Source organism: Variovorax sp. GW821-FHT06D12 (assembly GCF_059419205.1).
Genome location: NZ_JBWKRI010000003.1, coordinates 627,930 through 651,135, shown reverse-complemented (window position 1 = coordinate 651,135; position 23,206 = coordinate 627,930). Strand labels below are relative to the sequence as shown.

General features: G+C 69.2%; 24 protein-coding genes. 15 read left to right on the top strand and 9 right to left on the bottom strand.

All coding sequences use genetic code 11. The features are described from left to right. The 8 genes from AC07SQ_RS13730 to mnhG all read left to right on the top strand — a co-directional run. Positions 1–381, top strand: a 381-nt coding sequence (locus AC07SQ_RS13730) for a TRAP transporter large permease subunit (protein ID WP_495273637.1), incomplete at its 5' end; no start/stop codon positions are given. A gap of 25 nt (positions 382–406) precedes the next feature. Continuing rightward, positions 407–793 (top strand): fluoride efflux transporter CrcB, encoded by a 387-nt coding sequence (crcB, locus tag AC07SQ_RS13725; protein ID WP_495273636.1) that lies wholly within the window; start codon positions 407–409, stop codon positions 791–793. Positions 794–870: 77 nt separating this feature from the next. Further along, positions 871–3,837, top strand: a complete 2,967-nt coding sequence (locus tag AC07SQ_RS13720) for a monovalent cation/H+ antiporter subunit A (RefSeq protein ID WP_495273635.1) — start codon at positions 871–873, stop codon at positions 3,835–3,837. Then, on the top strand, positions 3,837–4,187 hold the full coding sequence (locus tag AC07SQ_RS13715) for a Na+/H+ antiporter subunit C (RefSeq protein ID WP_056582686.1): 351 nt from the start codon (positions 3,837–3,839) through the stop codon (positions 4,185–4,187). The genes AC07SQ_RS13720 and AC07SQ_RS13715 overlap by 1 nt, the downstream gene beginning before the upstream one ends. Beyond that, positions 4,184–5,890 carry a monovalent cation/H+ antiporter subunit D gene (locus AC07SQ_RS13710; protein ID WP_159274629.1) on the top strand — a complete coding sequence of 569 codons (1,707 nt, stop codon included), beginning with the start codon at positions 4,184–4,186 and terminating at the stop codon, positions 5,888–5,890. The genes AC07SQ_RS13715 and AC07SQ_RS13710 overlap by 4 nt, the downstream gene beginning before the upstream one ends. Then, the gene (locus tag AC07SQ_RS13705) at positions 5,887–6,378 is read left to right on the top strand and encodes a Na+/H+ antiporter subunit E (RefSeq protein WP_062468688.1); all 492 of its coding nucleotides are present in this window, start codon (positions 5,887–5,889) and stop codon (positions 6,376–6,378) included. The genes AC07SQ_RS13710 and AC07SQ_RS13705 overlap by 4 nt, the downstream gene beginning before the upstream one ends. After that, complete coding sequence (locus tag AC07SQ_RS13700; protein ID WP_062468691.1) at positions 6,375–6,653, top strand: K+/H+ antiporter subunit F; 279 nt, start codon at positions 6,375–6,377, stop codon at positions 6,651–6,653. Before AC07SQ_RS13705 ends, AC07SQ_RS13700 begins: the two co-directional genes overlap by 4 nt. Further along, on the top strand, positions 6,650–7,000 hold the full coding sequence (mnhG, locus tag AC07SQ_RS13695; protein WP_062468694.1) for a monovalent cation/H(+) antiporter subunit G: 351 nt from the start codon (positions 6,650–6,652) through the stop codon (positions 6,998–7,000). Before AC07SQ_RS13700 ends, mnhG begins: the two co-directional genes overlap by 4 nt. A gap of 15 nt (positions 7,001–7,015) precedes the next feature. Here the strand turns inward: mnhG and AC07SQ_RS13690 are convergent, their stop codons facing one another. After that, on the bottom strand, positions 7,016–8,011 hold the full coding sequence (locus tag AC07SQ_RS13690; protein WP_167394993.1) for an ABC transporter substrate-binding protein: 996 nt from the start codon (positions 8,009–8,011) through the stop codon (positions 7,016–7,018). A gap of 120 nt (positions 8,012–8,131) precedes the next feature. Between AC07SQ_RS13690 and AC07SQ_RS13685 the strand changes: the two genes are divergently transcribed. The 6 genes from AC07SQ_RS13685 (at position 8,132) to AC07SQ_RS13660 (ending at position 13,451) form a co-directional block, all read left to right on the top strand. Further along, positions 8,132–8,803: a TetR family transcriptional regulator gene (locus tag AC07SQ_RS13685; protein WP_095946876.1), complete on the top strand. Its 672-nt coding sequence runs from the start codon at positions 8,132–8,134 to the stop codon at positions 8,801–8,803. A gap of 80 nt (positions 8,804–8,883) precedes the next feature. Next, entirely contained in the window at positions 8,884–9,696 is an 813-nt protein-coding gene (locus tag AC07SQ_RS13680) for an ABC transporter permease (RefSeq protein ID WP_495273634.1), read from the top strand. Then, positions 9,693–10,742 (top strand): NAD-dependent epimerase/dehydratase family protein, encoded by a 1,050-nt coding sequence (locus AC07SQ_RS13675; RefSeq protein WP_495273633.1) that lies wholly within the window; start codon positions 9,693–9,695, stop codon positions 10,740–10,742. Before AC07SQ_RS13680 ends, AC07SQ_RS13675 begins: the two co-directional genes overlap by 4 nt. A gap of 4 nt (positions 10,743–10,746) precedes the next feature. After that, entirely contained in the window at positions 10,747–11,583 is an 837-nt protein-coding gene (locus AC07SQ_RS13670) for a GNAT family N-acetyltransferase (protein WP_495276200.1), read from the top strand. Positions 11,584–11,595: 12 nt separating this feature from the next. Beyond that, the gene (locus AC07SQ_RS13665) at positions 11,596–12,663 is read left to right on the top strand and encodes a dihydrodipicolinate synthase family protein (protein ID WP_495273631.1); all 1,068 of its coding nucleotides are present in this window, start codon (positions 11,596–11,598) and stop codon (positions 12,661–12,663) included. Beyond that, positions 12,660–13,451: an ABC transporter ATP-binding protein gene (locus tag AC07SQ_RS13660; RefSeq protein WP_495273630.1), complete on the top strand. Its 792-nt coding sequence runs from the start codon at positions 12,660–12,662 to the stop codon at positions 13,449–13,451. The genes AC07SQ_RS13665 and AC07SQ_RS13660 overlap by 4 nt, the downstream gene beginning before the upstream one ends. Before the next feature lie 25 nt (positions 13,452–13,476). Here AC07SQ_RS13660 and AC07SQ_RS13655 read toward each other — a convergent pair whose 3' ends face one another. Genes AC07SQ_RS13655 through AC07SQ_RS13625 form a run of 7 tightly spaced genes read right to left on the bottom strand, consistent with a single transcriptional unit; the run spans position 13,477 to position 21,138 of the window. Continuing rightward, the gene (locus AC07SQ_RS13655) at positions 13,477–14,499 is read right to left on the bottom strand and encodes an XdhC family protein (RefSeq protein WP_062468715.1); all 1,023 of its coding nucleotides are present in this window, start codon (positions 14,497–14,499) and stop codon (positions 13,477–13,479) included. Between the two features lie 16 nt (positions 14,500–14,515). Further along, positions 14,516–15,181 carry an SRPBCC family protein gene (locus AC07SQ_RS13650; protein ID WP_495273629.1) on the bottom strand — a complete coding sequence of 222 codons (666 nt, stop codon included), beginning with the start codon at positions 15,179–15,181 and terminating at the stop codon, positions 14,516–14,518. Positions 15,182–15,215: 34 nt separating this feature from the next. Further along, a complete protein-coding gene (locus AC07SQ_RS13645; RefSeq protein ID WP_495273628.1) occupies positions 15,216–16,430 on the bottom strand; it encodes a vWA domain-containing protein in 1,215 nt (404 codons plus the stop codon). Between the two features lie 19 nt (positions 16,431–16,449). After that, positions 16,450–17,352, bottom strand: a complete 903-nt coding sequence (locus tag AC07SQ_RS13640; RefSeq protein ID WP_495273627.1) for an AAA family ATPase — start codon at positions 17,350–17,352, stop codon at positions 16,450–16,452. Between the two features lie 58 nt (positions 17,353–17,410). Then, positions 17,411–18,202 carry an FAD binding domain-containing protein gene (locus tag AC07SQ_RS13635; protein WP_159274620.1) on the bottom strand — a complete coding sequence of 264 codons (792 nt, stop codon included), beginning with the start codon at positions 18,200–18,202 and terminating at the stop codon, positions 17,411–17,413. Between the two features lie 34 nt (positions 18,203–18,236). Then, positions 18,237–20,621 (bottom strand): xanthine dehydrogenase family protein molybdopterin-binding subunit, encoded by a 2,385-nt coding sequence (locus tag AC07SQ_RS13630; RefSeq protein ID WP_495273626.1) that lies wholly within the window; start codon positions 20,619–20,621, stop codon positions 18,237–18,239. Positions 20,622–20,631: 10 nt separating this feature from the next. Further along, entirely contained in the window at positions 20,632–21,138 is a 507-nt protein-coding gene (locus AC07SQ_RS13625) for a (2Fe-2S)-binding protein (RefSeq protein WP_062468730.1), read from the bottom strand. Positions 21,139–21,325: 187 nt separating this feature from the next. On the opposite strand from AC07SQ_RS13625, the gene AC07SQ_RS13620 reads away from it, so the two are divergent. Continuing rightward, complete coding sequence (locus tag AC07SQ_RS13620) at positions 21,326–22,474, top strand: helix-turn-helix domain-containing protein (RefSeq protein WP_447748668.1); 1,149 nt, start codon at positions 21,326–21,328, stop codon at positions 22,472–22,474. A gap of 277 nt (positions 22,475–22,751) precedes the next feature. On the opposite strand, the gene AC07SQ_RS13615 is transcribed toward AC07SQ_RS13620, so the two are convergent. Continuing rightward, positions 22,752–23,129: a nuclear transport factor 2 family protein gene (locus AC07SQ_RS13615; RefSeq protein ID WP_095946865.1), complete on the bottom strand. Its 378-nt coding sequence runs from the start codon at positions 23,127–23,129 to the stop codon at positions 22,752–22,754. Positions 23,130–23,206: the final 77 nt, after the last annotated feature.

Sequence of the window (23,206 nt, the reverse complement as noted above, 5' to 3'; positions counted from 1 at the left end):
TGGGTCGACAGCATGCACCTGTCGCCCTATGCGCTCATCGGCGCGCTGGTGGTGGTGTACCTGGTGCTGGGCACGGCGCTGGACGGCATCTCGATGATCGTGCTGACCAGCGCGGTGGTGCTGCCGATGATCCAGAAGGCAGGCTTCGACCTGGTCTGGTTCGGCATCTTCGTGGTGCTGCTGGTCGAGATCGCCGAGGTCACGCCGCCCGTGGGCTTCAACCTCTTCGTGCTGCAGAACATGACGGGCAAGGACAGCAACGTGATCGCCCGGGCGGCGATTCCGTTCTTCTTCTGCCTCGTGCTGTGCATCGCGCTGATCACGCTGTTCCCGGGTATCGTCACGATCCTGCCCGATTTGGTGATGGGCAAGGAGAAATGACAGTGCGACGACGACAAGGGAACGGATGCCGCCTCTGCTGCCGGTTCTAGCGATCTGCGTGGGCGCCTCGTGCGGCGCCCTCGCGCGATGGGGCTTGGGCCTGTGGCTCAACACCGGCGGCCCCGTGCCCTACGGCACGCTGGCCGCCAACCTCGTCGGCGGCTACCTCGTCGGCGTGGCCGTGGCCGTCTTCCAGGCGCTGCCGCAGCTCGACCCGGTGTGGCGGCTGCTGCTCATCACCGGCTTCCTCGGCGGGCTCACGACCTTCTCGAGCTTCTCGGCCGAAGTGATCGCGCTGCTGCTCGGCGGACGACCGCTGCTGGCGCTGGGCACCGGCCTGCTGCACCTGTGCGGCTCGCTGGTGCTGACCTGGCTGGGCATCCGCAGCGTGCAGCTCGTGCTGGCTTCGTGACAGCGAAAAAACTGCCCGTGCTCCTGCGGTTATAGACAGGGGCTCTCCAGAGGGTCGGTCGATAGAATCGACCCCCGATGCCCCTCGCCCTTCTCGTCGCACTCCCCTTTCTTGCCAGCGTGCTGGCCGCGTTGATGCCGTCCAACGCGCGCAACCGGGAGTCGACCCTCGCAGGGCTCGTCGCATTGGGCTGCGCGATCCAGGTCGCCTGGCTCTTTCCGCAGATCGCGCACGGCAACGTGCTGCGCCAGGAGATCGAGTGGCTGCCCGCCCTCGGCCTGAACCTCGTGTTCCGCCTCGACGGCTTCGCATGGCTGTTCTGCATGCTGGTGCTGGGCATCGGCGCGCTGGTGGTGCTCTATGCGCGCTACTACATGTCGGCCTCCGACCCCGTGCCGCGCTTCTTCTCGTTCTTCCTCGCGTTCATGGGCGCGATGATGGGCGTGGTGCTCTCGGGCAACCTGATCCAGATGGTGCTGTTCTGGGAGCTCACCAGCCTGTTCTCGTTCCTGCTCATCGGCTACTGGCACCACCGGCGCGACGCGCGGCGCGGTGCGCGCATGGCGCTCACCGTCACCGGCGCGGGCGGGCTGTGCCTGCTGGCCGGCGTGCTGGTGCTGGGCCGCATCGTTGGCAGCTACGAGCTCGACATCGTGCTGGCCTCGGGCGACATCATCCGCGCGCACGCGCTGTACCCGGTGGCGCTGGTGCTGATCCTGCTCGGCGCGTTCACCAAGAGCGCGCAGTTCCCGTTCCACTTCTGGCTGCCGCGCGCCATGGCCGCGCCCACGCCGGTGTCGGCCTACCTGCACTCGGCCACCATGGTGAAGCTGGGCGTGTTTCTCATGGCGCGGCTGTGGCCCGTGCTCTCGGGCACCGAGCAGTGGTTCTGGATGGTGGGCGGCGCGGGTGCGATCACGCTGCTGCTGGGCGGCTTCGCGGCCATGTTCCAGCGCGACCTGAAGGCGCTGCTGGCCTACTCGACCATCTCGCACCTGGGCCTCATCACGCTGCTGCTGGGCCTGAACAGCCCGCTGGCTGCGGTGGCGGCGGTCTTCCACGTGATGAACCACGCGACCTTCAAGGCCTCGCTGTTCATGGCGGCCGGCATCATCGACCACGAGACCGGCACGCGCGACATCCGCAAGCTCAGCGGCCTGATGCGCCTCATGCCCATCACGGGCACGCTGGCCATCATCGCCAGCGCCTCGATGGCCGGCGTGCCGCTGCTCAACGGCTTTCTCTCGAAGGAAATGTTCTTCGCCGAGACCGTCTTCATCCAGGCCACGCCCTGGATCGACCTCAGCCTGCCGGTCATCGCCACCCTCGCGGGCATCTTCAGCGTGGCGTACTCGGCGCGCTTCGTGTTCGACGTGTTCTTCGGCCCGCCCTGCGGCCCCGACGTGCCCAAGCCGCCGCACGAGCCGCCGCACTGGATGCGCGTGCCGGTCGAGCTGCTGGTGCTGGTGTGCCTGGTGGTGGGCGTGGCGCCGGCCTGGTCGGTCGGCCCGATGCTCGCGGCCGCGGCCACGCCGGTGGTCGGCGGCACGCTGCCCGTCTACAGCCTGGCCGTGTGGCACGGCTTCAACCTGCCGCTGATGATGAGCTTCGTCGCACTGGCAGGCGGCGCCGTGCTCTACCTGCTGCTGCGCCGCCCGCTGGGCAGCGGGCGCCTGGAGCACACGCCGCTGCTGCACCGCTTCGACGGGCAGCTCATCTTCGAACACCTGATCGCGCTGCTGAGCGAAGCCGGCCGGCGCAGCCGCCGCCTCTTCGGCACGCGCCGCCTGCAGTGGCAGCTGCTGTGGCTGGTGGTGGTGGCCGTGGCCGGCGCCGCGGCCTCGCTGTGGACCACGCCGGCCGAGCGCGGCACGCGCGAGCTGCTGCCGTTCTCGCCGATGTTCGCGATGACCTGGCTCATCGGCTGCACCTGCGCCGTGGCCGCCGCCTGGCAGGCCAAGTTCCACCGGCTCGCGGCGCTGATGCTGGCCGCGGGCGCCGGGCTGGTCTCGTGCGTCACCTACATCTGGTTCTCGGCCCCCGACCTGGCGCTCACGCAGCTGGTGGTCGAGGCCGTGACCACCGTGCTGATCCTGCTGGGCCTGCGCTGGCTGCCGATGCGCAGCAAGGACGTGGTGCAGCCCGCGCGCATGCGGCTGCGCCCCTGGGGCCGCCGCGGGCGCGACCTGCTGGTGGCCACCATCGCCGGCTGCGGCATGGCGGCGCTGGCCTGGGCGATGATGACGCGCACCTTCCCGCAGAGCATCTCGCCCTTCTTCCTCGAACGCGCGCTCACCGAAGGCGGCGGCACCAACGTGGTCAACGTGATGCTGGTCGACTTCCGCGGCTTCGACACCTTCGGCGAGATCACGGTGCTGGGCATCGTGGCGCTCACCGTGTATGCGCTGCTGCGGCGCTTCCGCCCGGCCATCGAATCGATGGCGCTGCCGATCCAGCAGCGGCTGCAGGTCGACGACGGCAGCAGCGACCTGCTGAACCCGCGCCGCGCCACCGACTCCGCCATCGGCTACCTGATGGTGCCGGCCGTGCTGGTGCGCCTCGTGCTGCCGGTGGCCGTGCTGGTGTCGGTGTACTTCTTCATGCGCGGCCACAACGCGCCCGGCGGCGGCTTCGTCGCGGGGCTGGTGATGTCGGTGGCGCTGGTGCTGCAGTTCATCGTCTCGGGCACCGAGTGGGTGGAAGAGCACCTGCGCATCTACCCACGCCGCTGGATCGCCATCGGCCTGCTGTTCGCGCTCGCCACCGGCGGCGGCGCGATCGTGTTCGGCTACCCATTCCTCACCACGCACACCGCGCACGTGCACGTGCCACTGCTGGGCGACATGCATGTGCCCAGCGCCCTCTTCTTCGACATCGGCGTGTTCGCGCTGGTGCTCGGCGCCACCATGCTGATCCTGACCGCGCTGGCCCACCAGTCCATCCGAAGCCACCGCTGGGCCGACGAGCAAGAAGAGAAAGAAGCGCAGGCCCGCGCGGCCGCCGAAGCCGAAGAAGCGGCTGCCACCACCGGGGGGGCCCGCTGATGGAAATCGTGCTGGCCATCGCCATCGGCGTGCTCACCGGCTCGGGCGTGTACCTGCTGCTGCGTCCGCGGACCTTCCAGGTCATCATGGGCCTGACGCTCATCTCGTACGCGGTCAACCTGTTCATCTTCAGCATGGGCCGCCTCAAGGTCGACAGCGAGCCGGTGCTGGTCGAAGGCTTCAAGGCCACGCTGGCCAACACGGCCGACCCGATGCCGCAGGCGCTGGTGCTCACGGCGATCGTGATCGGCTTCGCGATGACGGCGCTGTTCCTCGTCGTGATGCTCGCCTCGCGCGGCTTGTCGGGTACCGACCACGTGGACGGTGAAGAGCGGGAGGCCGTCGAATGAACGACCTGCTGCACCTGCTCGACCGCTTCCTTGAGTTCAGCATGCCGCACCTGGTGGCGGTGCCCATCCTCGTGCCCATGCTCACGGCGGCGCTGATGCTGCTGATGAACGAGAACCACCGGCGCACCAAGTCGTTCCTCAGCGTGGTCTCGGGCCTGGTCGGCCTGCTGGCTGCGCTCGCGCTGCTGCGCTGGGTGAACGCGGCCGACACCGGCGGCGGCCCGGGCTCCATCGGCGTGTACCTGCCGGGCAACTGGCGCGCGCCCTTCGGCATCACGCTGGTGGCCGACCGGCTCTCGACCATGATGGTCGCGCTCACGGGCGTGGTGGCCTTCGCGGCGTCGATCTATTCGACCTCGCGCTGGGACCGCGCGGGCGTGCACTTTCATCCGCTGCTGCAGCTGCAGCTCATGGGCCTGAACGGCGCCTTCCTCACGGGCGACCTGTTCAACCTGTTCGTGTTCTTCGAGGTGATGCTGGCGGCCTCGTACGGCCTGCTGCTGCACGGCTCGGGCCGGCTGCGCGTGCGCGCCGGGCTGCACTACATCGCGATCAACCTCGCGGCCTCGTCGCTGTTCCTGATCGGCGCGGCCATCCTGTATGGCGTGACCGGCACGCTGAACATGGCCGACCTGGGCGCGCGCATCGCTGAGCTGGCGCCCGGCGACCGCGGCCTGGTGCACGCCGCCGCGGCCATCCTGGCCACGGCCTTCTTCGCCAAGGCGGGTGCGTGGCCGCTGAACTTCTGGCTGGTGCCGGCCTACAGCGCGGCCGTGTCGCCGGTGGGCGCGGTGTTTGCGCTGCTCACCAAGCTCGGCGTGTACACCGTGCTGCGCCTGTGGACCGTGCTGTTCGCGCCCGACACCGGCGCCTCGGCCGCCTTCGGGCAGGCCGCGCTGGTGGGCGTGGGGCTGGCGACGCTGTTCGTCGGCGCCATCGGCATCGTCGGCACGCAGCGGCTGTCGAACCTCGCGGGCTTCAGCGTGCTGGTGTCGGCGGGCACGCTGCTGGCCGCCGTCGGGCTGGGCGACCCCGCCGTCTGGGCGGGCGCGCTGTACTACATGCTGAGTTCGACGCTCGCGGTGGCGGCCTTCTTCCTGCTGATCGACATGATCGAGCGCTGGCGCAACGCGGGCATGAGCGTCGCGCCGCACGAGGCGGCGGGCAACGCGCCCTTCCTGGCCGAAGACCTGCGCGCGCTCGACGACGTGAACCTCGACGACGACGCCCAAGCGCTCTACGGCCGCGCCATCCCGGCGGGCGTGGCCTTCCTGGGCCTGAGCTTCATGCTGTGCACGCTGCTGCTGGCGGGCCTGCCGCCGCTGTCGGGCTTTGTCGGCAAGTTCGCGATGCTCTCGGGCCTGCTCGACGGCAGGACCGTGGCCTCGGCCGGCTGGACCTTCCTGGGCCTGCTGATCGTCTCGGGCTTTCTCTCGCTGATCGCCCTGAGCCGCACCGGCATCCGCCATTTCTGGACCCAGCCCCACGCCACCATGCCCTCGCTGCCCGCGCTCGAGGTGCTGCCGGTGGCCGCCCTGCTCGCAGCCTGCGTCGCGCTGACGGTCTGGGCCGAGCCCGTGATGCAGCACGCGCAAGCCACCGCCGGCGGCCTGCGCACGCCCACCGCGTACCGCGAGGCCGTGCTCGGCGCGAAGCAGAAGCCCAACCCGGTGCCCGCAAAGAAAGAGGAGGCCAAGCCATGAAGCGTTTGATGCCTTCCCCACCGCTGTCGTTCGCGCTGTTCGTCATCTGGCTGCTGCTCAACCAATCGCTCGAAGCGGCCACGCTGCTGTCGGCCGCGCTGCTCGCCATTGCCGTGCCGCTGATCACCAAGGGCCTGCGCCCCGCCACCGTGCGCATGCGCCGGCCCGGCGTGGCGCTGCGGCTGTCGTTTCTCGTCACCTTCGACATGCTGAAGTCGGCGTACGACGTGGCGCGGCTGCTGCTCACGCGCCGCACCGCCGACATCTCGGCGCGCTTCGTGCAGATTCCGCTGGACATGCGCGACCCCAACGGCCTCGCCGTGCTCGCGATGATCATGTGCCTCACGCCCGGCACGGCCTGGGGCGAGGTGTCGTTCGACCGCACCACGCTGCTGATCCACGTGTTCGACCTCGAGGACGAGGCGGCCTTCATCGCCCTGATCAAGACCCGCTACGAACGTCCGCTGATGGAGATTTTCGAATCATGACGCCTGTTCTCTTCTGGGCCCTGAAGGCCGCGCTCTTCCTGCTGGCCGTGGCGATGCTGTGCGCGCTCTTTCGCCTGCTGGCCGGCCCGTCCGCGCAGGACCGCGTGATGGCGCTCGACTGCCTCTACATCAACGGCATGCTGATGATGCTGGTGCTCGGCATCAACTACGCGAGCAGCGTGTACTTCGAGGCGGCGATGCTGGTGGCGCTGTTCGGCTTCGTGGGGTCGACCTCGATCGCCAAGTTCTTGCTGCGCGGGGAGGTCATCGAATGAGCGCCACTGCCCTGCCCCTGTGGGCCGAGATCATCACCGCCGTGTTCGCGGTGCTGGGCGCGGCCTTCGCGGCCATCGGCTCCTTCGGCCTGGTGCGCATGCCCACCTTCTTCCGCCGCATCCATGCGCCCACGCTGGGCGCCACGGTGGGCGCCTGGTGCCTGACGGTGGCCACCATCGCCTACTTCTCGGTGCAGGGCTTCAGCCTGTTCCTGCACGCGGTGCTGATCGTGCTGTTCATCGTGCTGACGGCACCGATCACCACCATCTTCCTGATGCGTGCCGCCCTCTTCCGCGAACGGCAGAAGGGCAACACGAAGGTGCCGCCTTCTTCCGAGTCGCGCTGAAGCGGCTTCTTCCCATCAGTTGGGCGCCATGCGCACGCCCTTGTCGAGGAATTCGTTGGTGAACAGCGTCGCGGGGTCGTAGGCCTTGTCGATGCCGATCAGCGAGGACACGAGCTCGTAGTCGGCCTTCACGCGCGCACCGTCGAAGGCGCCGAGCGCCACCTTGGTGGTGGTGTCGTCGCGCATCAGCTGCTTGATGCGATTCCACTGGTCGCGCTGGTTGTCGGGCGTGAGGCCGCTCACGCTGGCCTGCAACGCCTGCAGGCAGGGCTCGAAGCTCTTCACGCAGGCGTCGTAGGCGCGCTGCGTCACGGCCACGAACTTCTTCACTTGGCCGGGGTTCTTCGCGAGGTACGGGCCGTTCACGATCAGCGAGTTGCCGTACACGTTCACGCCCGCGTCGCGCCACGGCTGAAAGCCCAAGTCGGCGCCGAACTCGCGCGCCTTCAGGTCGTGCTCGTTGTAGAAGTCGCTGATGATGTCGACCGACTTGCTCTTCAGCGCCGCCACCTTGGCCTGCGGGCTCACGTTGACGAAGGTCACGCTGGCCGGGTCGAGCCCCACCTTTTTGGCGAAGGCCGGCCACATGAGGCGCGCCGCGTCGCCGGGCGGGTTGCCGATCTTGCGGCCCGCGAAATCTTTCGGCCCATTGATGCCCGAGGACTTGAGCCAGTAGAAGCCCTGCGGGCTGTTGGCATAGATGACCATCACGGCCTTCACGTCGGCGCCCTTGCCCTTGGCCTGGATCGTGGTGGGCAGGTCGGAAATGCCCAGGTCGCTGCCGCCGGTGCCCACGCGCTGCGCCGACACGGCCGAGCCCTTGCCGGCCTCGATGTTCAGGTCGATGCCCGCCTCGGTGTACCAGCCCTTGGCCTTCGCGAAATAGATCGGCGCATGATCGGCCGTGGGTGTCCAGTTGAGCATCAGGCTCATGGCATCGGCCGCGAACGCGGCGGGGGCCGAGGCCATGAGCAAGGCGGTGGCGCCGGCGGCCGACAACAGCTTTTTCATGCGGAACACTCCAAAAGAAGGTAAAAACAGGTCCTGAAATTTATATTACCAACTGTTTGGTTGACAGGCAATCCAGATCATCCAGACTGCGCTGCCCCTGCCGGGAGAATCAAAAACACCATGACCGCCACCAAGCCCGCCCGCACCGCCGTCGCCACGAAACGCGAGCGCGACCCCGTCGCCGCCAAGCAGGCACTCATCTCCGCCGCGGTGGCCGAATTCGCCACCAAGGGCTTCGCGGGCGCGCGCGTCGACGAGATCGCCGCCAACGCCGGGGTCAACAAGCAGCTCGTGTACCACTACTTCGACAGCAAGCAGGGGCTGTACCTGGTCGCGCTCGAATCGGTCTATGCCGAGATCCGCGAGAAGGAACAGAAGCTCACGCTCGACGCGCTGGAGCCGCTCGAGGCCATGAAGCAGCTGGTGGCCTTCTCGTTCGACTACCTGGCCGAGCACCCCGAGTTCATCGCGCTGCTGGCCGACGAGAACCGCAACCACGGCGCGCACCTGCGCGAGTCGGAGCGGCTGCAGAAGATGCACTCGCCCTTCATCGAGATGCTCGAAGCCACGCTCGAGCGCGGTGTGGCGGCCGGCGTGTTCCGGCCCGACTTCGACGCGATCAACCTCTACATCTCGATCGCCGGCATCTCGTATTTCTTCTTCTCCAACAACCACACGCTGTCGGCCATCTTCGGCAAACCGCTCGATGCGCGCGGCGCGCTGCTGCAGCGGCGCCGGCACGTGATCGAGTTCGCGCTCAATGCCTTGCGACCCGACAAAGCCGCCGCATGAAAATTATCAACTAGTTGGTTGACTCGGGTCGCGGCGACTCCTATGATTCGCCGCATTGCTTCCTAGACCCAGGAATTGAGATGACGGCACCTGATGGCGCTCTGGCGCCCCCCGCACCTGCGCCCTTGTCGGGCGAGCGCCCCGAATGGCAGCGCTGGGCCCTCGTGGTCGCGGTGCACCTGGCGGGCATCGTGCTGTGGGAGCTCGCGGTGCGGGTCTTCGCGATCCAGCCCTTCATCCTGCCGGCGCCCTCGAAGGTGCTGGCCACGCTGGCCAACCCGAACTACAGCTGGCTCAAGAACACCGGCGTCACCGCGCTCGAAGTGTTCGGCGGCTACGCGCTGGGGCTGGTGCTCGGCATTCTTTGCGCGCTGCTCTTCATCACCAGCAAGCGGCTGATGCTGCTGGTGTTCCCGCTGCTGGTCACGCTCAACATGATCCCGAAAGTGGCGATGGGGCCGCTGGTGATCGTGTGGTTCAGCTACGGCATCGGGCCGAACATCCTGATCACGTTCAGCCTGTGCTTCTTCCCTATCCTGCTGACCACCATCCGCGGCCTGAACGAGACCGAGCCCGAGCTGCTCGACCTCGTGCGCGCGCTCAAGGGTTCGCGCTGGCAGCTGTTTCGCTACATCCAGCTGCCGGGCTCGCTGCCGTACGTGTTCTCGGGCATGAAGGTCGCCACCATCCTCGCCGTGGCGGGCGCGGTGGTGGGCGAGTTCATCGCCTCGGAACGCGGCCTGGGCTATCTGATGATCCAGGTCCAGGCCTCGCTGGACACGCCCGCGGTCTTCATGGCCGTGCTGCTCATCACGGGCCTGGGCGTGCTGCTCTATCTGCTGGTGCTTCTGCTGGAGCGCCTCTTCATCACCCAGGACGCAAGAATCCAATGACCTCCACGCCTGTCCTCGACGACCTGCCCTTTCCCGAGCGCTTCGAGAGCGAAGCCGCGCTTGAAGACTACCTGGCCACGCCCTCGCGCGACCTCGTGCGCGACATGGCCCGCCTCGACGGCGACCTGATGATCCTCGGCGTGGGCGGCAAGATGGGCCCCACGCTGGCCCGCCTCGCCAAGAACGCCATGCCCGGTCGCCGCGTGATCGCCGTCGCCCGCTTCAGCGAAGCCGGCGTGCGCGAAGCGCTCGAAGCGCACGGCATCGAGACCCTCGCCTGCGACCTGCTCGACCGCGCCGCCATCGCCGCGCTGCCGCCGTGCGCCAACGTGGTCTTCATGGCCGGGCGCAAGTTCGGCGCGGACGCCGACAACCCGCTGACCTGGGCCATGAACGCGCACGTGCCGGCGCTGGTGGCCGAGCACTTCCATGCCTCGCGCATCGTCGCCTTCTCGACCGCCTGCGTGTACCCCTTCGTGCCCGTGACCAGCCAGGGCGCGAGCGAGAGCGACGCACCCAACCCGCCCGGCGAATATGCCAACTCGTGCGTGGGCCGCGAGCGCATGTTCGAGTACTTCTCGCAGCGCCACGGCACGCCGGGCCGCCTGTTCCGCCTGAGCTACGCCATCGACCTGCGCTACGGCGTGCTCGCCGACGTGGCGCTCAAGGTGTGGCGCGGCGAGCCGGTCGACGTGACCATGGGCCACGTCAACGTGATCTGGCAGGGCGACGCGAACGCGCAGGCGCTGCGCTGCCTCGCGGCGGCCACGGTGCCGACCTCGCCGCTGAACGTGAGCGGGCCCGAGACGACGTCGATCCGCTGGCTTGCTGAAGAATTCGCGCGCCAGTTCAACAAGCCTGTGACGATCGCCGGTCAAGAAGCACCGACCGCGTGGCTCATGAACACCGGCGAGGCCGAGCGCCTGTTCGGCTACCCGCGCGTGCCGCTCGCGCAGCAGATCCGCTGGGTGGCCGACTGGATCTCGCGCGAGCAGCGTCAGTACGGCAAACCGACCAAATTCGAATCGCGCGACGGCAAGTACTGAGCCCATGACCATGCCCGCCGTCGAAGCCCTGTCGTCGATCACGCCCGGCATCGCCCCGATGCTCGACGCGCTGGTTGCCGCGAGCGGCTGGAACCAGACCGCGCTCGACTGGCGGCTGTTCGAGCGGCTCGGCACGCTGCATGGCATGCGTGACGACAAGGGCCAGCTCATCGCCAGCGGCGCAGTGCTGCCGATGGACGACGTGGCCTGGATCAGCATGATCCTCGTGATGCCGGCCGCGCGCGGGCAAGGCCTGGGCCGCGCGGTGTTCGCGCGCTGCATTGAGCAAGTGAAGGCCGCCGGCCTCGTCGCCATGCTCGACGCCACGCCGCAGGGCGAGCCGCTCTATGCGAGCTTCGGCTTCACGCCGCTGTGGCGCCTCACGCGCTGGCAACGCGAGGCCGCGCCCGCCACCGCATCGCTCACCACGGACAAGCCGGCGCTCGACAGCCTCGCCGCACTCGACGCACAGGCGCTGGGCTTCGCACGCCCCGCCGTGCTCGCCGACCTGCTCGGCCGCGAGGACAGCCGCTGCGTGCGCAACGGCCTGGGCTTCGGCCTCGTGCGCGCAGGCCGCACCGCGCACCACATCGGGCCGCTGCTGTCGTCCGATGAGGCCACGGCCGCCGCGCTGCTGACGCAGGCCGCACGCGGCATCGACGGCCGCATCTATGTCGACGTGCCCGACGACCGCAAGACCATGACCGCCGCGCTGCGCGCTGCCGGCTTCACACCGCAGCGCGGCTTCGCACGCATGGCGCTGGCCACGCGCGAGGGCGCGCAGCCGCCCACCGGACACCCCGCCTTCATCCACGCCATCGCCGGCCCCGAGTTCGCCTGAGGACCTTCGCCCATGTCACTGAACCGCTCCGACCTTCCCGCCGACGTGCTTGCGCTGCTGTCGCAAGGCACCGTCATCCCGGCGCACCCGCTCGCGCTCGACGCCGACCGCCAGTTCGACCGCCAGCGCCAGCGCGCGCTCACGCGCTACTACGTCGATGCCGGCGTGGGCGGCCTCGCGGTGGGCGTGCACACCACGCAGTTCGCGATCCGCGAGCGCGGCCTGTACGCCACCGTACTCGAAGCCGCGATGCAGGACCGCCTGGCCTGGAACGACCGCCCGATGGCGATGATCGCCGGGCTGTGCGGCCCGACCGCGCAGGCGCAGGCCGAGGCGCGCACCGCCGTCTCCCTGGGCTATCACGCGGGGCTGCTGAGCCTCGCGGCGCTGGCCGGCGCGTCGGAAGACGCGCTCATCGCCCACTGCGAGGCGGTGGCGCAGGAGATCCCGCTGATCGGCTTCTACCTGCAGACGGTGGTCGGCGGCCCGGTCCTGTCGAGCGACTTCTGGCGCCGCTTCGCGCTCATTCCGAACGCGCTGGCGATCAAGGTCGCGCCCTTCAACCGCTACCGCAGCATCGACGTGGTGCGCGGGCTGGTCGATGCGCGCGCCGAGGAGCGCGTGTTCCTCTACACCGGCAACGACGACCACATCGTGCTCGACCTCGCGCTGCCCTTTGCCGCGATGCGCGACGGCGCGCCCGTGCAGGTGCGCTTCCGTGGTGGCCTGCTGGGCCACTGGTCGGTGTGGACGTCGAGTGCGGTGCACCAGCTGCAGCAGATCAAGGCCGAGCTGGCCGCCAGCGGCGGCGCACTGAGCCCCGCCCTGCTCGCGCTCGATTCGCGCGTGACCGACTGCAACGCCGCCTTCTTCGACGTGGCGAACAACTTCCACGGCTGCATCGCGGGCTGCCACGAGGTGCTGCGGCGCCAGGGCCTGCTCGAAGGCATCTGGTGCCTCGATCCGGAAGAAGGCCTGGGCCACGGACAGTCGGCGGAAATCGACCGCGTCTACCGCCAGCACGGCGACCTGGCCGACGACGCCTTCGTGCGCAACAACCTGGCACGGTGGCTGGCATGAGCGCCATGCTGCAAGCGCAGGAGTCGGCGCCGCTGATCCGCATGCGGCAGCTGCGCAAGGTCTACCGCAAGCGCAACGAAGAATTCCTCGCCGTCTCCGACGTCACGATGGACGTGCACGCGGGCGACATGATCTCGCTGGTCGGTCCCTCGGGCTGCGGCAAGTCGACGCTGCTGAAGATTCTCTCGGGCCTGCACGGCCACGACGGCGGCACGCTCGAAATCGGCGGCCCTGGCGGCACGGGCTTCAACCCGGGCCGCGACGTCGGCATGGTGTTCCAGCAGCCGCTGCTGCTGAAGTGGCGCACCATCCTCGAGAACGTGCTGCTGCCCGCCGACATCCTCGGGCTGGACCGCAAGGCCGCCAAGGCGCGCGCGCACGAGCTGCTCGACATGGTCGGCCTCACGGGCTTCGCCGACAAGCTGCCCTACGAACTCTCGGGCGGCATGCAGCAGCGCGCCGCCATCGCACGCGCGCTCATCCACGACCCGAAGCTGGTGCTCATGGACGAGCCCTTCGGCGCCCTCGACGCGCTCACGCGCGAGAAGATGAACCTGGAGATGCTGCGCATCTGGGAGCGCAGCCGCAAGACCTTCATCGTGGTCACGCACAGCATCCAGGAGGCGGTGTTCCTGGGCTCGCACTGCGCCGTGCTCACGGCCGGGCCGGCGCGCATGGCCGACTTCTTCCGCATCGACCTGCCCGAGCCGCGCAAGCTGCACGTGAAGACCAGCCCGGCGTTCGGCGAGTACGTGCGCCGCATCTACGACCTGCTGGGCGTGGACTGAGCCTCGCGCAGCAGGTCGGTTCAGCTCAGCTCGGTTGCAGCTGCTGGATTTCCTTGGCGCGCGCCACTTCGACTTCGCGCGGCAAGGTCACCGCGTTCTTCACCGCCAGGATCTCCGCCATCACGCTCACCGCGATTTCGGGCGGCGTCTTGCTGCCGATGAAGATGCCGATGGGCCCGCGCAGGCGCGCGAGCGACTCGGCCGTCTGGTCGAAGTGCTCGATCATGCGGTCGCGCCGCGCGTCGGCGTTGCGGCGCGAGCCGATGGCGCCCACGTAGAAGGCCTCGCTCTGCAGCGCTTCGAGCAGCGCGAGGTCGTCTAGCTTGGGGTCGTGCGTGAGCGCGACCACGCAGCTGCGGCGGTCGGGCTTAAAGGCCAGCACGGCGTCGTCGGGCATCTCGGTGGTGATCGTCACGCCGGACAGCGTCCACGCGGTGCGGTACTCGGCGCGCGGGTCGCACAGCGTCACGGCGAAACCGCTGAACTTGGCCATGGTCGCCAGGTACTCGGCGAGCTGGCCGGCGCCGATGAGCAGCATGCGGTACTCGGGGCCGAAGGTGTTGGTGAGCTCGGTGTCGTTCACCGTGAGCTCGTCGGGCGCGGTCGCCTCGGCCAGCCGCACCGCGCCGGTGGCCAGCGTCACCGTGCGGCGCATGAGCTTGCCGCGTTCGAGTTCGGCGACCAGCGTGTCGAGCGCATCGGCGTCGGGCGCGTATTCGAGCAGCAGCTCGAGCGTGCCGCCGCAGGGCAAGCCGAAGCGGTGCGCCTCGTCGGCCGTGATGCCGTACTTGACGAGCGCGGGCGGCGCACCCAGCGGCACGTCTTCGCCCTTGCCGTGGGCATGGCTGTAGCGCGCGATGAGGTCGTCCTCGATGCAGCCGCCCGAGACCGAGCCGACCACGGCGCCGTCCTCGGCCAGCGCCATGATCGAGCCCACGGGCCGCGGCGACGAGCCCCAGGTGCGCACCACGGTGGTCAGCAGCGCGCGCTTGCCGGCACGCCGCCAGTCGCGCAGCGTGCGCAGCACCATGACGTCGAGGTTTTCCATGGCAGGACCCTGTGCGTCAGGCGGCGTCGCCCGGAGTGGAGGCGTCTTCGCCGTCCTTCTTGCCGAAGCCCATCTTCTTCATGAGACCCGACATCACGCCGGCCTTCTCGGCGGGCGCCTCGGCCGCCGCTTCCGCGGGCGGTGCGGGCGGCGGGCCGTAGCGGCTTTGCATCTCGGCCTCGAAGCGCTTGAAGAAATCGTCGGCGGTGGACTTGGCCGCGCCGTCGATCAGGCGCTGGCCGAGCTGGGCGATCTTGCCGCCGACCTGGGCCTGCACGGTGTAGTCGAGTTCGCAGCCGGCGGGGGCCGCGGCCGCGGGGGTGGTTTCGGCGACGGGTGCGCCGTCGGTCACGGCCACGACGGGCGCAGCTTCCGATGCACCGGCCACCGGCTTGAGCGACACGCTCGACGAGCCCTTGGCAAACCCCGCCACGCCGCCCTGCCCCTCGAAAGTGAGCTTGTAGCCGTCGGGCGCGACGATGTCCGACAGCATCACCTTGCCGCTGAACTTGGCCGACACCGGGCCGATCTTCACGGCCAGCGCCACGCTGTAGGTGTTGTCGCCCGTGAGCTCGAACTTGTCGCAGCCGGGGATGCACTTCTTGAGCGTCTCGGGGTCGTTGAGCGCGTCCCAGGCCTGTTGTTGGGTGACGCCGAGGCGGCGGTTTCCGAGCATTTCCATGGTGGGTTTCCTTTGTTCCTTCCTGAGTCCGGTCCTAGCGACTGGCGCGCATCAGCGCGGCCAGGCTGGCGGCCAGCTGTTCGAGTGCATTCAGATTGTGGACCGCCAGCATCGCGTCCGCATGGCGGTGCAGCACGGCGGCCCCACGCGCCAGAGGGGCGTAGCCCTCGAAGCGCAGCAGCGGGTTGAGCCACAGCAGCCGGCGCGAATGGCGCTGGAGCCACTGCAGCTCGGTCTCGAGCAAGGCGGGCTCGCCCGTGTCGAGGCCGTCGCTGATCACCAGCACCAGCGTGCGGCGGCCGATGAGCCGGCGCGCATGCGACTGGCGCAGCTCGGCCAGCGAACCGCCCAGCCGCGTGCCCCCCGCGAAGTCGTCGATGGCCAGGCTGGCGGCCCCCAGCATGGCGTCGGTATCGGCCAGCCGGAAGGCCGGCGTGAGGTCGGTCAGCCGCGTGCCGAAGGCGAACACGTCGCGCCGGCCGGCGCGCCGCGTGGCGGCATGCAGAAAGGCCAGCAGCAGGCGCGCATAGCGCTCCATCGAGCCCGACACGTCGACCAGCACCAGCAGCGGCAAGGGCTGCTCGCGCCGCGCCAGCCGGGGCAGGCGCAGGATCTCGCCGCCGGTGCGGGCCGCCTCGTGCAGCACGCCGGGCCAGTGCATGCGCGCGTGCGCGCGGCCGGCATCGCCCGCCGGGCGCAGTCGGCGCGCGGGCAGTTCGGGCACCGGCAAGCGGATGTCGCGCGCCAGCCGCTCGACCAGCCGGTACTCGGCCGCGCCCAGCGCGTTGAAGTCGGCATGCTGCAGCCGCTGGCGGTCGCTGGCCGTCATGGCGGCGTCGAACTTGATCTCTTCGTCGGGCTTCGTCGGCGCCGCGGGCTTCACGGCATCGCGCGGCGGGCTCAGCGCTTCGCGCACGCGCGGGCGGCGCTTGGAGGGCTCGGCCTTGCCCTCGGCGCTGGGCAGCATCTGGGCGAGCAGCTTGTTGGCCAGCTCGGGGTCGCGGAACCACGCGTCGAAGAGTTCGCGGAACACCAGCCGGTCCTGCTCGCGGCTGACCATCACGGCTTCCATGGCGGCGCCCAGGTCGAGCTTGTCTTCGACACCGACCAGGGTGACCGCCTCGGTCGCGAGTGCGATGCGCATGGCGTCGGTGCGCACGCCGGCGCGGCGCAGTGCGCGGCCGAAGGCGGCGATGTTGCCTGCCAGCTTGCCGCTGCGGACGTCGCCGAGTTGCTGGATGCCGGCCATGTAGGTGCCTCGGCCTCGCTCAGCTCGCGAGCGGTTCCTCGGGCCTCAGCAGGTCGGAGGCCAGCTCGTGCGTCAGCGCCGCCACGTCGTCGCGCTGCTTGAAGAGGATGCCGGCGGTGTCGACGACCACTTCGGGGTCGAGTTCGACGGTGTCGAGCGCGATGAGCGCCCGCGCCCACTCCACGCTTTCGGCGATGCCGGGCGCGCGCTGGAAGGCGTTGACGAACGGCGCCGAGCGCAGCCGCGCGACAAACGCCGCCACCTGCGCCGACAGCACCTCGCCGGCCTGCGGCACCTGCGCGCGCACGATGGCGAGTTCGCGCTCGCGCTCGGGGTAGTCGAGCCAGTGGTAGAGGCAGCGCCGCTTCACGGCGTCGTTCAGCTCGCGCGTGCGGTTGCTGGTGAGCAAGGTCACGGGCGGCACCACGGCGCGCACGGTGCCCAGCTCGGGAATGCTGACCTGGTACTCGCCCAGGTACTCGAGCAGGAAGGCTTCGAAGGGCTCGTCGGCGCGGTCGACCTCGTCGATCAGCAGCACGGCACCAGGTGCGGGCGTCTGCAGCGCCTGCAGCAGCGGGCGGCGGATCAGGTAGTGCGGCTGGTAGACCTCCGCCTCCACGTCGCGTGCCGCCCCGGTGGCTTCGGCCGCGCGCATGTGCAGCAGCTGCGCGGCGTAGTTCCATTCATAGAGCGCCTCGCGCTGCTCCATGCCGTCGTAGCACTGCAGGCGCAGCAGCTCGCGGTTGAGGGCGATCGACAGCGCCTTGGCCAGCTCGGTCTTGCCGACACCGGGTTCGCCTTCGAGCAGCAGCGGGCGCTGCAGCTTGAGGGCGAGGAACACCGCGGTGGCCAGGCGGCGGTCGGCAAAGTAGCCGGCCTGCATCAAACCGTCGGAAAGGGCGTCGATGGTCGGGAAAGTCATGGCGAAGCGTAGCGGAAGACGCGAGGGTGTCGCGCCTTCCGGTGGGTGGCGTGCTGCTTCAGCCGAGCGCCTTGGTGACTGCGCGCTGCGTGAGCACGCTGATCAGGTTCGCGCGGTAGGCGGCCGAGGCATGCAGGTCGCTGTTCAGGTCGCTCGCGTCGATCTTCACGGCGGCAGCTGCCGCGGCGGTGAAGCTCTTGTTGAGCGCGTCCTCGAGCCCGGCGTGGCGGAACACGCCGTTGCCCGCGCCGGTGACGGCCACGCGCACGCCGCTGTCGTACTGCGCCAGGAAGATGCCGACCAGCGGGAAGTTCGAGGCCTTCTGGCGCAGCTTCTCGTACACCGCACGCTTCGGAATCGGGAAGCGGATGGCGACGATCAGTTCGTCTTCTTCGAGTGCCGTGGTGAACAGGCCCTGGAAGAAGTCGTCGGCCGCAATTTCGCGCTTCGAGGTGACGATGGTCGCGCCCGAGGCCAGCACCGCGCTGGGGTAGCACGCCGCCGGGTCGTTGTTGGCCACCGAGCCACCGACGGTGCCCATCGCGCGCACCTGCCGGTCGCCGATGCGCGACGCGAGGTCGGCCAGCGCCGGGTACGCGGCCTTCACGTCGGCGTTGTTCGCCACGTCGAGGTGGCGCGACATGGCGCCGAGGGTGATCGCGCCGCCATCCTTCTTGATGCCGGTGAGTTCCTTGATGCCGCCGAGGTCGACGAGCTGCTCGGGCGCCGAGAGCCGCAGCTTCATCGAGGCCAGCAGGGTCTGTCCACCGGCCAGTGGCTTGCCGCCCGCGGCGATGAGCCGGGCCGCGTCCGCCACGCTGGCGGGCCGTTCGAGTGTGAAGGCATACATGGGGTGATTCCTTCTCTGTTATTTCTTGTGTCGTTCAGGGCTTGGCGGCGGCCTGCATCGCTTCCCAGACGCGGCTGGACGAAGCGGGCATGTCGAAATCCTTGACGCCCAGCGGCGCCAGCGCATCGAGCACGGCGTTGATGACCGCCGGCGGCGACCCGATGGCGCCCGCCTCGCCGCAGCCCTTGGTGCCCAGCGGGTTGTGGGTGCAGGGGGTGCAGACGGTGTCGAGCTTGAACTGCGGGAAGTCGCCGGCGCGCGGCATGGCGTAGTCCATGAAGCTGCCGGTGAGCAACTGGCCGGTTTCGTTGTCGTACACGCAGTTCTCGAGCAGCGCCTGGCCGATGCCCTGCACCAGCCCGCCGTGCACCTGGCCCTCGACGATCATCGGATTGATGATGGTGCCGAAGTCGTCCACCGCGGTGAAGCGGTCGACCTTGACCTCGCCGGTCTCTTTGTCGATCTCGACCTCGCAGATGTAGGTGCCGCCCGGGAAGGTGAAGTTGGTCGGATCGTAGAAGGCGGTTTCGTTCAGGCCGGGCTCGAGCTTGTCGAGCGGGTAGTTGTGCGGCACGTAGGCCGTGAGCGCCACCTGGCCGAACGGGATCTTCTTGTCGGTGCCCTTGACCGTGAACTCGCCGTTGGCGAACTCGATGTCGGCGTCGCTCGCCTCCATGAGGTGCGCGGCGATCTTCTTGGCCTTGGTCTCGATCTTGTCGAGCGCCTTCATGATGGCCGCGCCGCCCACCGAAATGGAGCGCGAGCCGTAGGTGCCCATGCCGAAGGGCACGCGGCCGGTGTCGCCGTGCACCACGTCGACGTTCTCGACCGGAATGCCCAGGCGCGCGGCCACGACCTGCGCGAAGGTGGTTTCATGGCCCTGGCCGTGGCTGTGCGAGCCGGTGAACACCGTCACGCTGCCGGTCGGGTGCACGCGGATCTCGCCGCATTCGAACAGGCCCGCGCGCGCACCGAGTGCCCCCGCGATGTTCGACGGCGCGATGCCGCAGGCCTCGATGTAGCTCGAATAACCCATGCCGCGCAGCTTGCCCTTGGCCTCGGTCGCCGCCTTGCGCGCGGCATAACCGTCGACCTCGGCCAGCACCCGCGCCTTGTCCATGCAGGCATGGAAGTCGCCGGTGTCGTACTGCAGCGCCACGGGCGTCTGGTACGGGAAGCTGGTGATGAAGTTGCGCTTGCGGATCTCGTCCTGGCCCAGGTTCATTTCCCAGGCGCAGCGCGACACCAGGCGCTCCAGCAGGTAGGTGGCTTCGGGCCGCCCGGCCCCGCGGTACGCATCGACCGGCGAGGTGTTGGTGAACCAGGCATCGACCTCGACGTAGATCTGCGGCGTGGTGTACTGGCCCGCGAGCAGCGTGGCGTACAGGATGGTCGGCACCGCCGTCGAGAAGGTCGACAGGTAGGCGCCCAGGTTGGCGTCGGTGTGCACCCGCATGGCCAGGAACTTGCCGTCCTTGTCCATCGCCATCTCGGCGTGGCTCACGTGGTCGCGGCCGTGCGCGTCGGACAGGAAGCACTCCGAGCGCTCCGCCGTCCACTTGATGTTGCGGTTGAGCTGCTTGGCCGCCCAGGTGAGGCACACGTCTTCGGCGTACAGGAAGATCTTGGAGCCGAAGCCGCCGCCCACGTCGGGCGCGATCACGCGCACCTTGTGCTCGGGCAGGCCCAGCACGAAGGCCGTCATCAGCAGGCGCTCGACGTGCGGGTTCTGGTTCGAGACGTAAAGCGTGTAGTCGTCGGTGCCGCGGCTGTAGCTGCCGATGGCCACGCGCGGCTCGATCGGGTTGGGCACGAGCCGGTTGTTGACCAGGTCGAGCTTGGTGACGTGCGCGGCGGTGGCAAACACCGCATCGACCGCCGCCTTGTCGCCCAGCGCCCACTTGTAGCACTGGTTGTCGGGCGCCTCGTCGTGCAGTGTGACGCCGCTGGCCTTCCTGGCGGCGTCGGCCACGCTCACCAGCGCGGGCAGCACGTCGTAGTCGACCACCACGGCCTCGGCCGCGTTCTTGGCCTGCTCGACCGTCTCGGCCACCACCATGGCGACGTGGTCGCCCACGTAGCGCACCTTGTTGATCGCCAGGATCGGGTGCATCGGCTCCTTCATGGGGGTGCCGTCGGGGTTGTTGATGAGCCAGCCGCAGGGCAGCCCACCCATCTTTCCTTCGATGTCCTTGCCGCTGAAGATGCCGACCACGCCGGGCATCTTCGAGGCTTCGGCGATGTCGATCGACTTGATGACTGCATGCGCGTGCGGCGAGCGCACGAAAACGGCGTGGCTCTGGTTGGCCAGCGTGATGTCGTCGGTGTAGTTGCCCGCGCCGGTCAGGAAGCGGTAGTCTTCCTTGCGCCGCAATGCCTCGCCGATGTGCGGCAGGTTGGAGAAGTCGGAAGCGCCCATGTCGCTCTCCTCAGGCCGTGACCGTGGTTTGCTGGGTCGGCACCGGATTGCCCGATGCCATGGCCTCGCCGCCCATCTTCACGGCCTTGACGATGTTCTGGTAGCCCGTGCACCGGCACAGGTTGCCCTCGAGCAGCTCGCGGATCTCCGACTCGCTCGATTTGGGGTGGTGGGTGCACAGGTCGATGGCGCTCATGACCATGCCTGGGGTGCAGAAACCGCACTGCAGGCCGTGGCATTCCTTGAAGGCCGCCTGCATGGGGTGCATGGTGCCGTCGGCGGCGGCCACGCCCTCGATGGTGGTGACATCGGCGCCGGCCGCCTGCGCGACCAGGATGTTGCACGACTTGACCGCGCGGCCGTTCAGGTGGACCGTGCAGGCGCCGCACTGGGCGGTGTCGCAGCCGACGTGGGTGCCGGTGAGGTGGAGGTGCTCGCGGATCGCGTGCACAAGGAAGGTGTTGGGTGGGGCGTCGACCGTGACCGGCCGGCCGTTGACCTTGAAAGCGACCTGCATGTGGCTGTCTCCGTGAAAGGTGATGGCTGGTTCAGCGAGGCATCTTGGATGCCGCCCTTTCGCACTATCCTAGGCAAAAACCCTTGACACTTGCACAGAGCGCGGGAAATTCTCAAAATGAAACAGCTTGCCAACCGGCCGGCCCGCAAAAGCAGCCCTCCCCGCGCGAAGAAGAACTTTCACGATGATGTCCGCTTCCGCCGTCCCCCCTCCTGCTGAGCGCTCGCTGGCCATTGCGCAGGCGCGCCGCGAGCTGATCGACGGCGACGGCCCCCGCCCGCGCGGCAGCGTGCGGGTCGACCCGGGCATCACGCGCTCCTGGCAGCGCTGCCTGGAGGCCGGCCGCCGGCCCCAGCAGCGCGTGAGCTTCGAGCCCGTGAGCCGCACCGCCAGCCGCGAGGTCACGGAATGCAACCGGGCCCTGGTCACGGCGGCGCGTCCGGTGATCGAACGGCTCTCGCGCGCCATTGCCGACACCCGCTATTTCGCCATCCTGACCGACGCCCGCGGCATCGTGGTCGACGTGGGTACCTTGCCCGACGGCACCGACCCCGCCGCCCGCTATGCGCGCGACATCGGGCGCATCGGCGTCGACCTGTCGGAAAGCGCCATCGGCACCAGCGCCATCGGCACGGCGCTGGCCGAGCAGGAATCGGTGTGGCTGCACCGGGGTGAACACTTCTTTGACGACACCAGTGTGTACAGCTGCGCCGGCGCCCCGCTCTTCGGCCCCCGGGGCGACTGCATCGGCATGCTCGACCTCACGGGCGTGCAGGTGGTCGAGCGGCCCGAGCTGCGCCACCTGGCCACGCTGTCGGCGCGCAGCATCGAGAACCTGCTGGTGCAGCGCGAGCCCTGCGAGCTGCTGCTGCGCCTGCTCTGGCCCGGCTGCCCGAGCAGCGAGACCACCGAGGGCCTGCTGTGCATCGACGCCGCGGGCCATGTCACCGGCGCCAACGCGGCGGCGCGGCAGATGCTGCACCAGCCGCTGGTCTGCCATGCCGGCGGCCTGCATTTCAACGACCTGTTCGCGTTGCCGCTGCACATGATGTTCGATGCCGCCCGGCGCGGCGACGCCATGCTCGAGGTGCCGCTGTGGTCGGGCCTGCGGGTGCAGGTGCGGGCCCAGCGTGGCGGCAGCGAGCATGGCGGCGTGCCCGGCATGCCCGGCGACGCCACCGATGGCCGCCCCCGCCTGCGCGACGTGGAAACCGCCCTGATCCGCAAGGCGGTGAGCGACGCGCGCGGCAATGTGGCCGAGGCGGCGCGCACGCTGGGCATCAGCCGCGCCACGGTCTACCGCAAGCTCTGGCGCGGCCGGCCGGCGGGCGACTGACCTAGGGCCTGTTCACACTATTTCTGGCGTCGCGAAGGTCTGCCGCGGCGGGCCAATCAAGGCGCGTGACGCCGCGTGTGCATGCGCACACGCAAGGAGCGCAACGCCGAGTGGCCCGCCGCGGCAGACCTTCCCTTCGGGTTGGCTGGCAAAGGGGCCGTCTGCGGCGTTGCCCGCGCTTGCAAGGCAGAAGCCTTGCTGCGCACGGGCGCCTTGCAGCCAGCCCCTTTGCCAGCCAACGCGACGCTAGAAATAGTGTGAGCAGGCCCTAGCCCTTTCAGGCGCCCACGGGCACCTTGTCGAGGAAGCCCGTCACCACGCGCAGCTTGCCCGCGTCGACCTGCGCGAAGTCGGTGCCCTGGATCAGGTCGTCGGCACCGCTCGGGCCCAGGGTCCACGAGAAGCGCAGGTTGTCGCCGTGCGCCTCGGCCTTGCCCAGCAGGTGGAAGCGAAAGCCCGGATAGCGCTGGTGCACCGCGCCGACCAGCGCGCTGATCTGCTCGCGGCCGCTGGCCTGCGCCATCGGATCGACATAGCGGGCGTCGGCGGTCCAGCCGGCGTCGATGAGCGCGGCGCGGCGCGCGGCGTCGGTCTCGTTCCAGACGGCGATGTAGCCCGTGGCGATGGCATGGGCGTCGTGGGCGGCGGTGTTCATGGCGACTGTTCCTTTCGAGGGTTCGACCCGCAACAGCGCGGGGTGAAGGAATGGTCGCGGGGCACGCGCCGCGCGTC

Coding starts and splice junctions, on each gene's coding strand:
- crcB (WP_495273636.1), top strand. CDS start 407: ATGCCGCCTCTGCTGCCGGTTCTAGCGATCTGCGTGGGCGCCTCGTGC.
- AC07SQ_RS13720 (WP_495273635.1), top strand. CDS start 871: ATGCCCCTCGCCCTTCTCGTCGCACTCCCCTTTCTTGCCAGCGTGCTG.
- AC07SQ_RS13715 (WP_056582686.1), top strand. CDS start 3,837: ATGGAAATCGTGCTGGCCATCGCCATCGGCGTGCTCACCGGCTCGGGC.
- AC07SQ_RS13710 (WP_159274629.1), top strand. CDS start 4,184: ATGAACGACCTGCTGCACCTGCTCGACCGCTTCCTTGAGTTCAGCATG.
- AC07SQ_RS13705 (WP_062468688.1), top strand. CDS start 5,887: ATGAAGCGTTTGATGCCTTCCCCACCGCTGTCGTTCGCGCTGTTCGTC.
- AC07SQ_RS13700 (WP_062468691.1), top strand. CDS start 6,375: ATGACGCCTGTTCTCTTCTGGGCCCTGAAGGCCGCGCTCTTCCTGCTG.
- mnhG (WP_062468694.1), top strand. CDS start 6,650: ATGAGCGCCACTGCCCTGCCCCTGTGGGCCGAGATCATCACCGCCGTG.
- AC07SQ_RS13690 (WP_167394993.1), bottom strand. CDS start 8,011: ATGAAAAAGCTGTTGTCGGCCGCCGGCGCCACCGCCTTGCTCATGGCC.
- AC07SQ_RS13685 (WP_095946876.1), top strand. CDS start 8,132: ATGACCGCCACCAAGCCCGCCCGCACCGCCGTCGCCACGAAACGCGAG.
- AC07SQ_RS13680 (WP_495273634.1), top strand. CDS start 8,884: ATGACGGCACCTGATGGCGCTCTGGCGCCCCCCGCACCTGCGCCCTTG.
- AC07SQ_RS13675 (WP_495273633.1), top strand. CDS start 9,693: ATGACCTCCACGCCTGTCCTCGACGACCTGCCCTTTCCCGAGCGCTTC.
- AC07SQ_RS13670 (WP_495276200.1), top strand. CDS start 10,747: ATGACCATGCCCGCCGTCGAAGCCCTGTCGTCGATCACGCCCGGCATC.
- AC07SQ_RS13665 (WP_495273631.1), top strand. CDS start 11,596: ATGTCACTGAACCGCTCCGACCTTCCCGCCGACGTGCTTGCGCTGCTG.
- AC07SQ_RS13660 (WP_495273630.1), top strand. CDS start 12,660: ATGAGCGCCATGCTGCAAGCGCAGGAGTCGGCGCCGCTGATCCGCATG.
- AC07SQ_RS13655 (WP_062468715.1), bottom strand. CDS start 14,499: ATGGAAAACCTCGACGTCATGGTGCTGCGCACGCTGCGCGACTGGCGG.
- AC07SQ_RS13650 (WP_495273629.1), bottom strand. CDS start 15,181: ATGGAAATGCTCGGAAACCGCCGCCTCGGCGTCACCCAACAACAGGCC.
- AC07SQ_RS13645 (WP_495273628.1), bottom strand. CDS start 16,430: ATGGCCGGCATCCAGCAACTCGGCGACGTCCGCAGCGGCAAGCTGGCA.
- AC07SQ_RS13640 (WP_495273627.1), bottom strand. CDS start 17,352: ATGACTTTCCCGACCATCGACGCCCTTTCCGACGGTTTGATGCAGGCC.
- AC07SQ_RS13635 (WP_159274620.1), bottom strand. CDS start 18,202: ATGTATGCCTTCACACTCGAACGGCCCGCCAGCGTGGCGGACGCGGCC.
- AC07SQ_RS13630 (WP_495273626.1), bottom strand. CDS start 20,621: ATGGGCGCTTCCGACTTCTCCAACCTGCCGCACATCGGCGAGGCATTG.
- AC07SQ_RS13625 (WP_062468730.1), bottom strand. CDS start 21,138: ATGCAGGTCGCTTTCAAGGTCAACGGCCGGCCGGTCACGGTCGACGCC.
- AC07SQ_RS13620 (WP_447748668.1), top strand. CDS start 21,326: ATGTCCGCTTCCGCCGTCCCCCCTCCTGCTGAGCGCTCGCTGGCCATT.
- AC07SQ_RS13615 (WP_095946865.1), bottom strand. CDS start 23,129: ATGAACACCGCCGCCCACGACGCCCATGCCATCGCCACGGGCTACATC.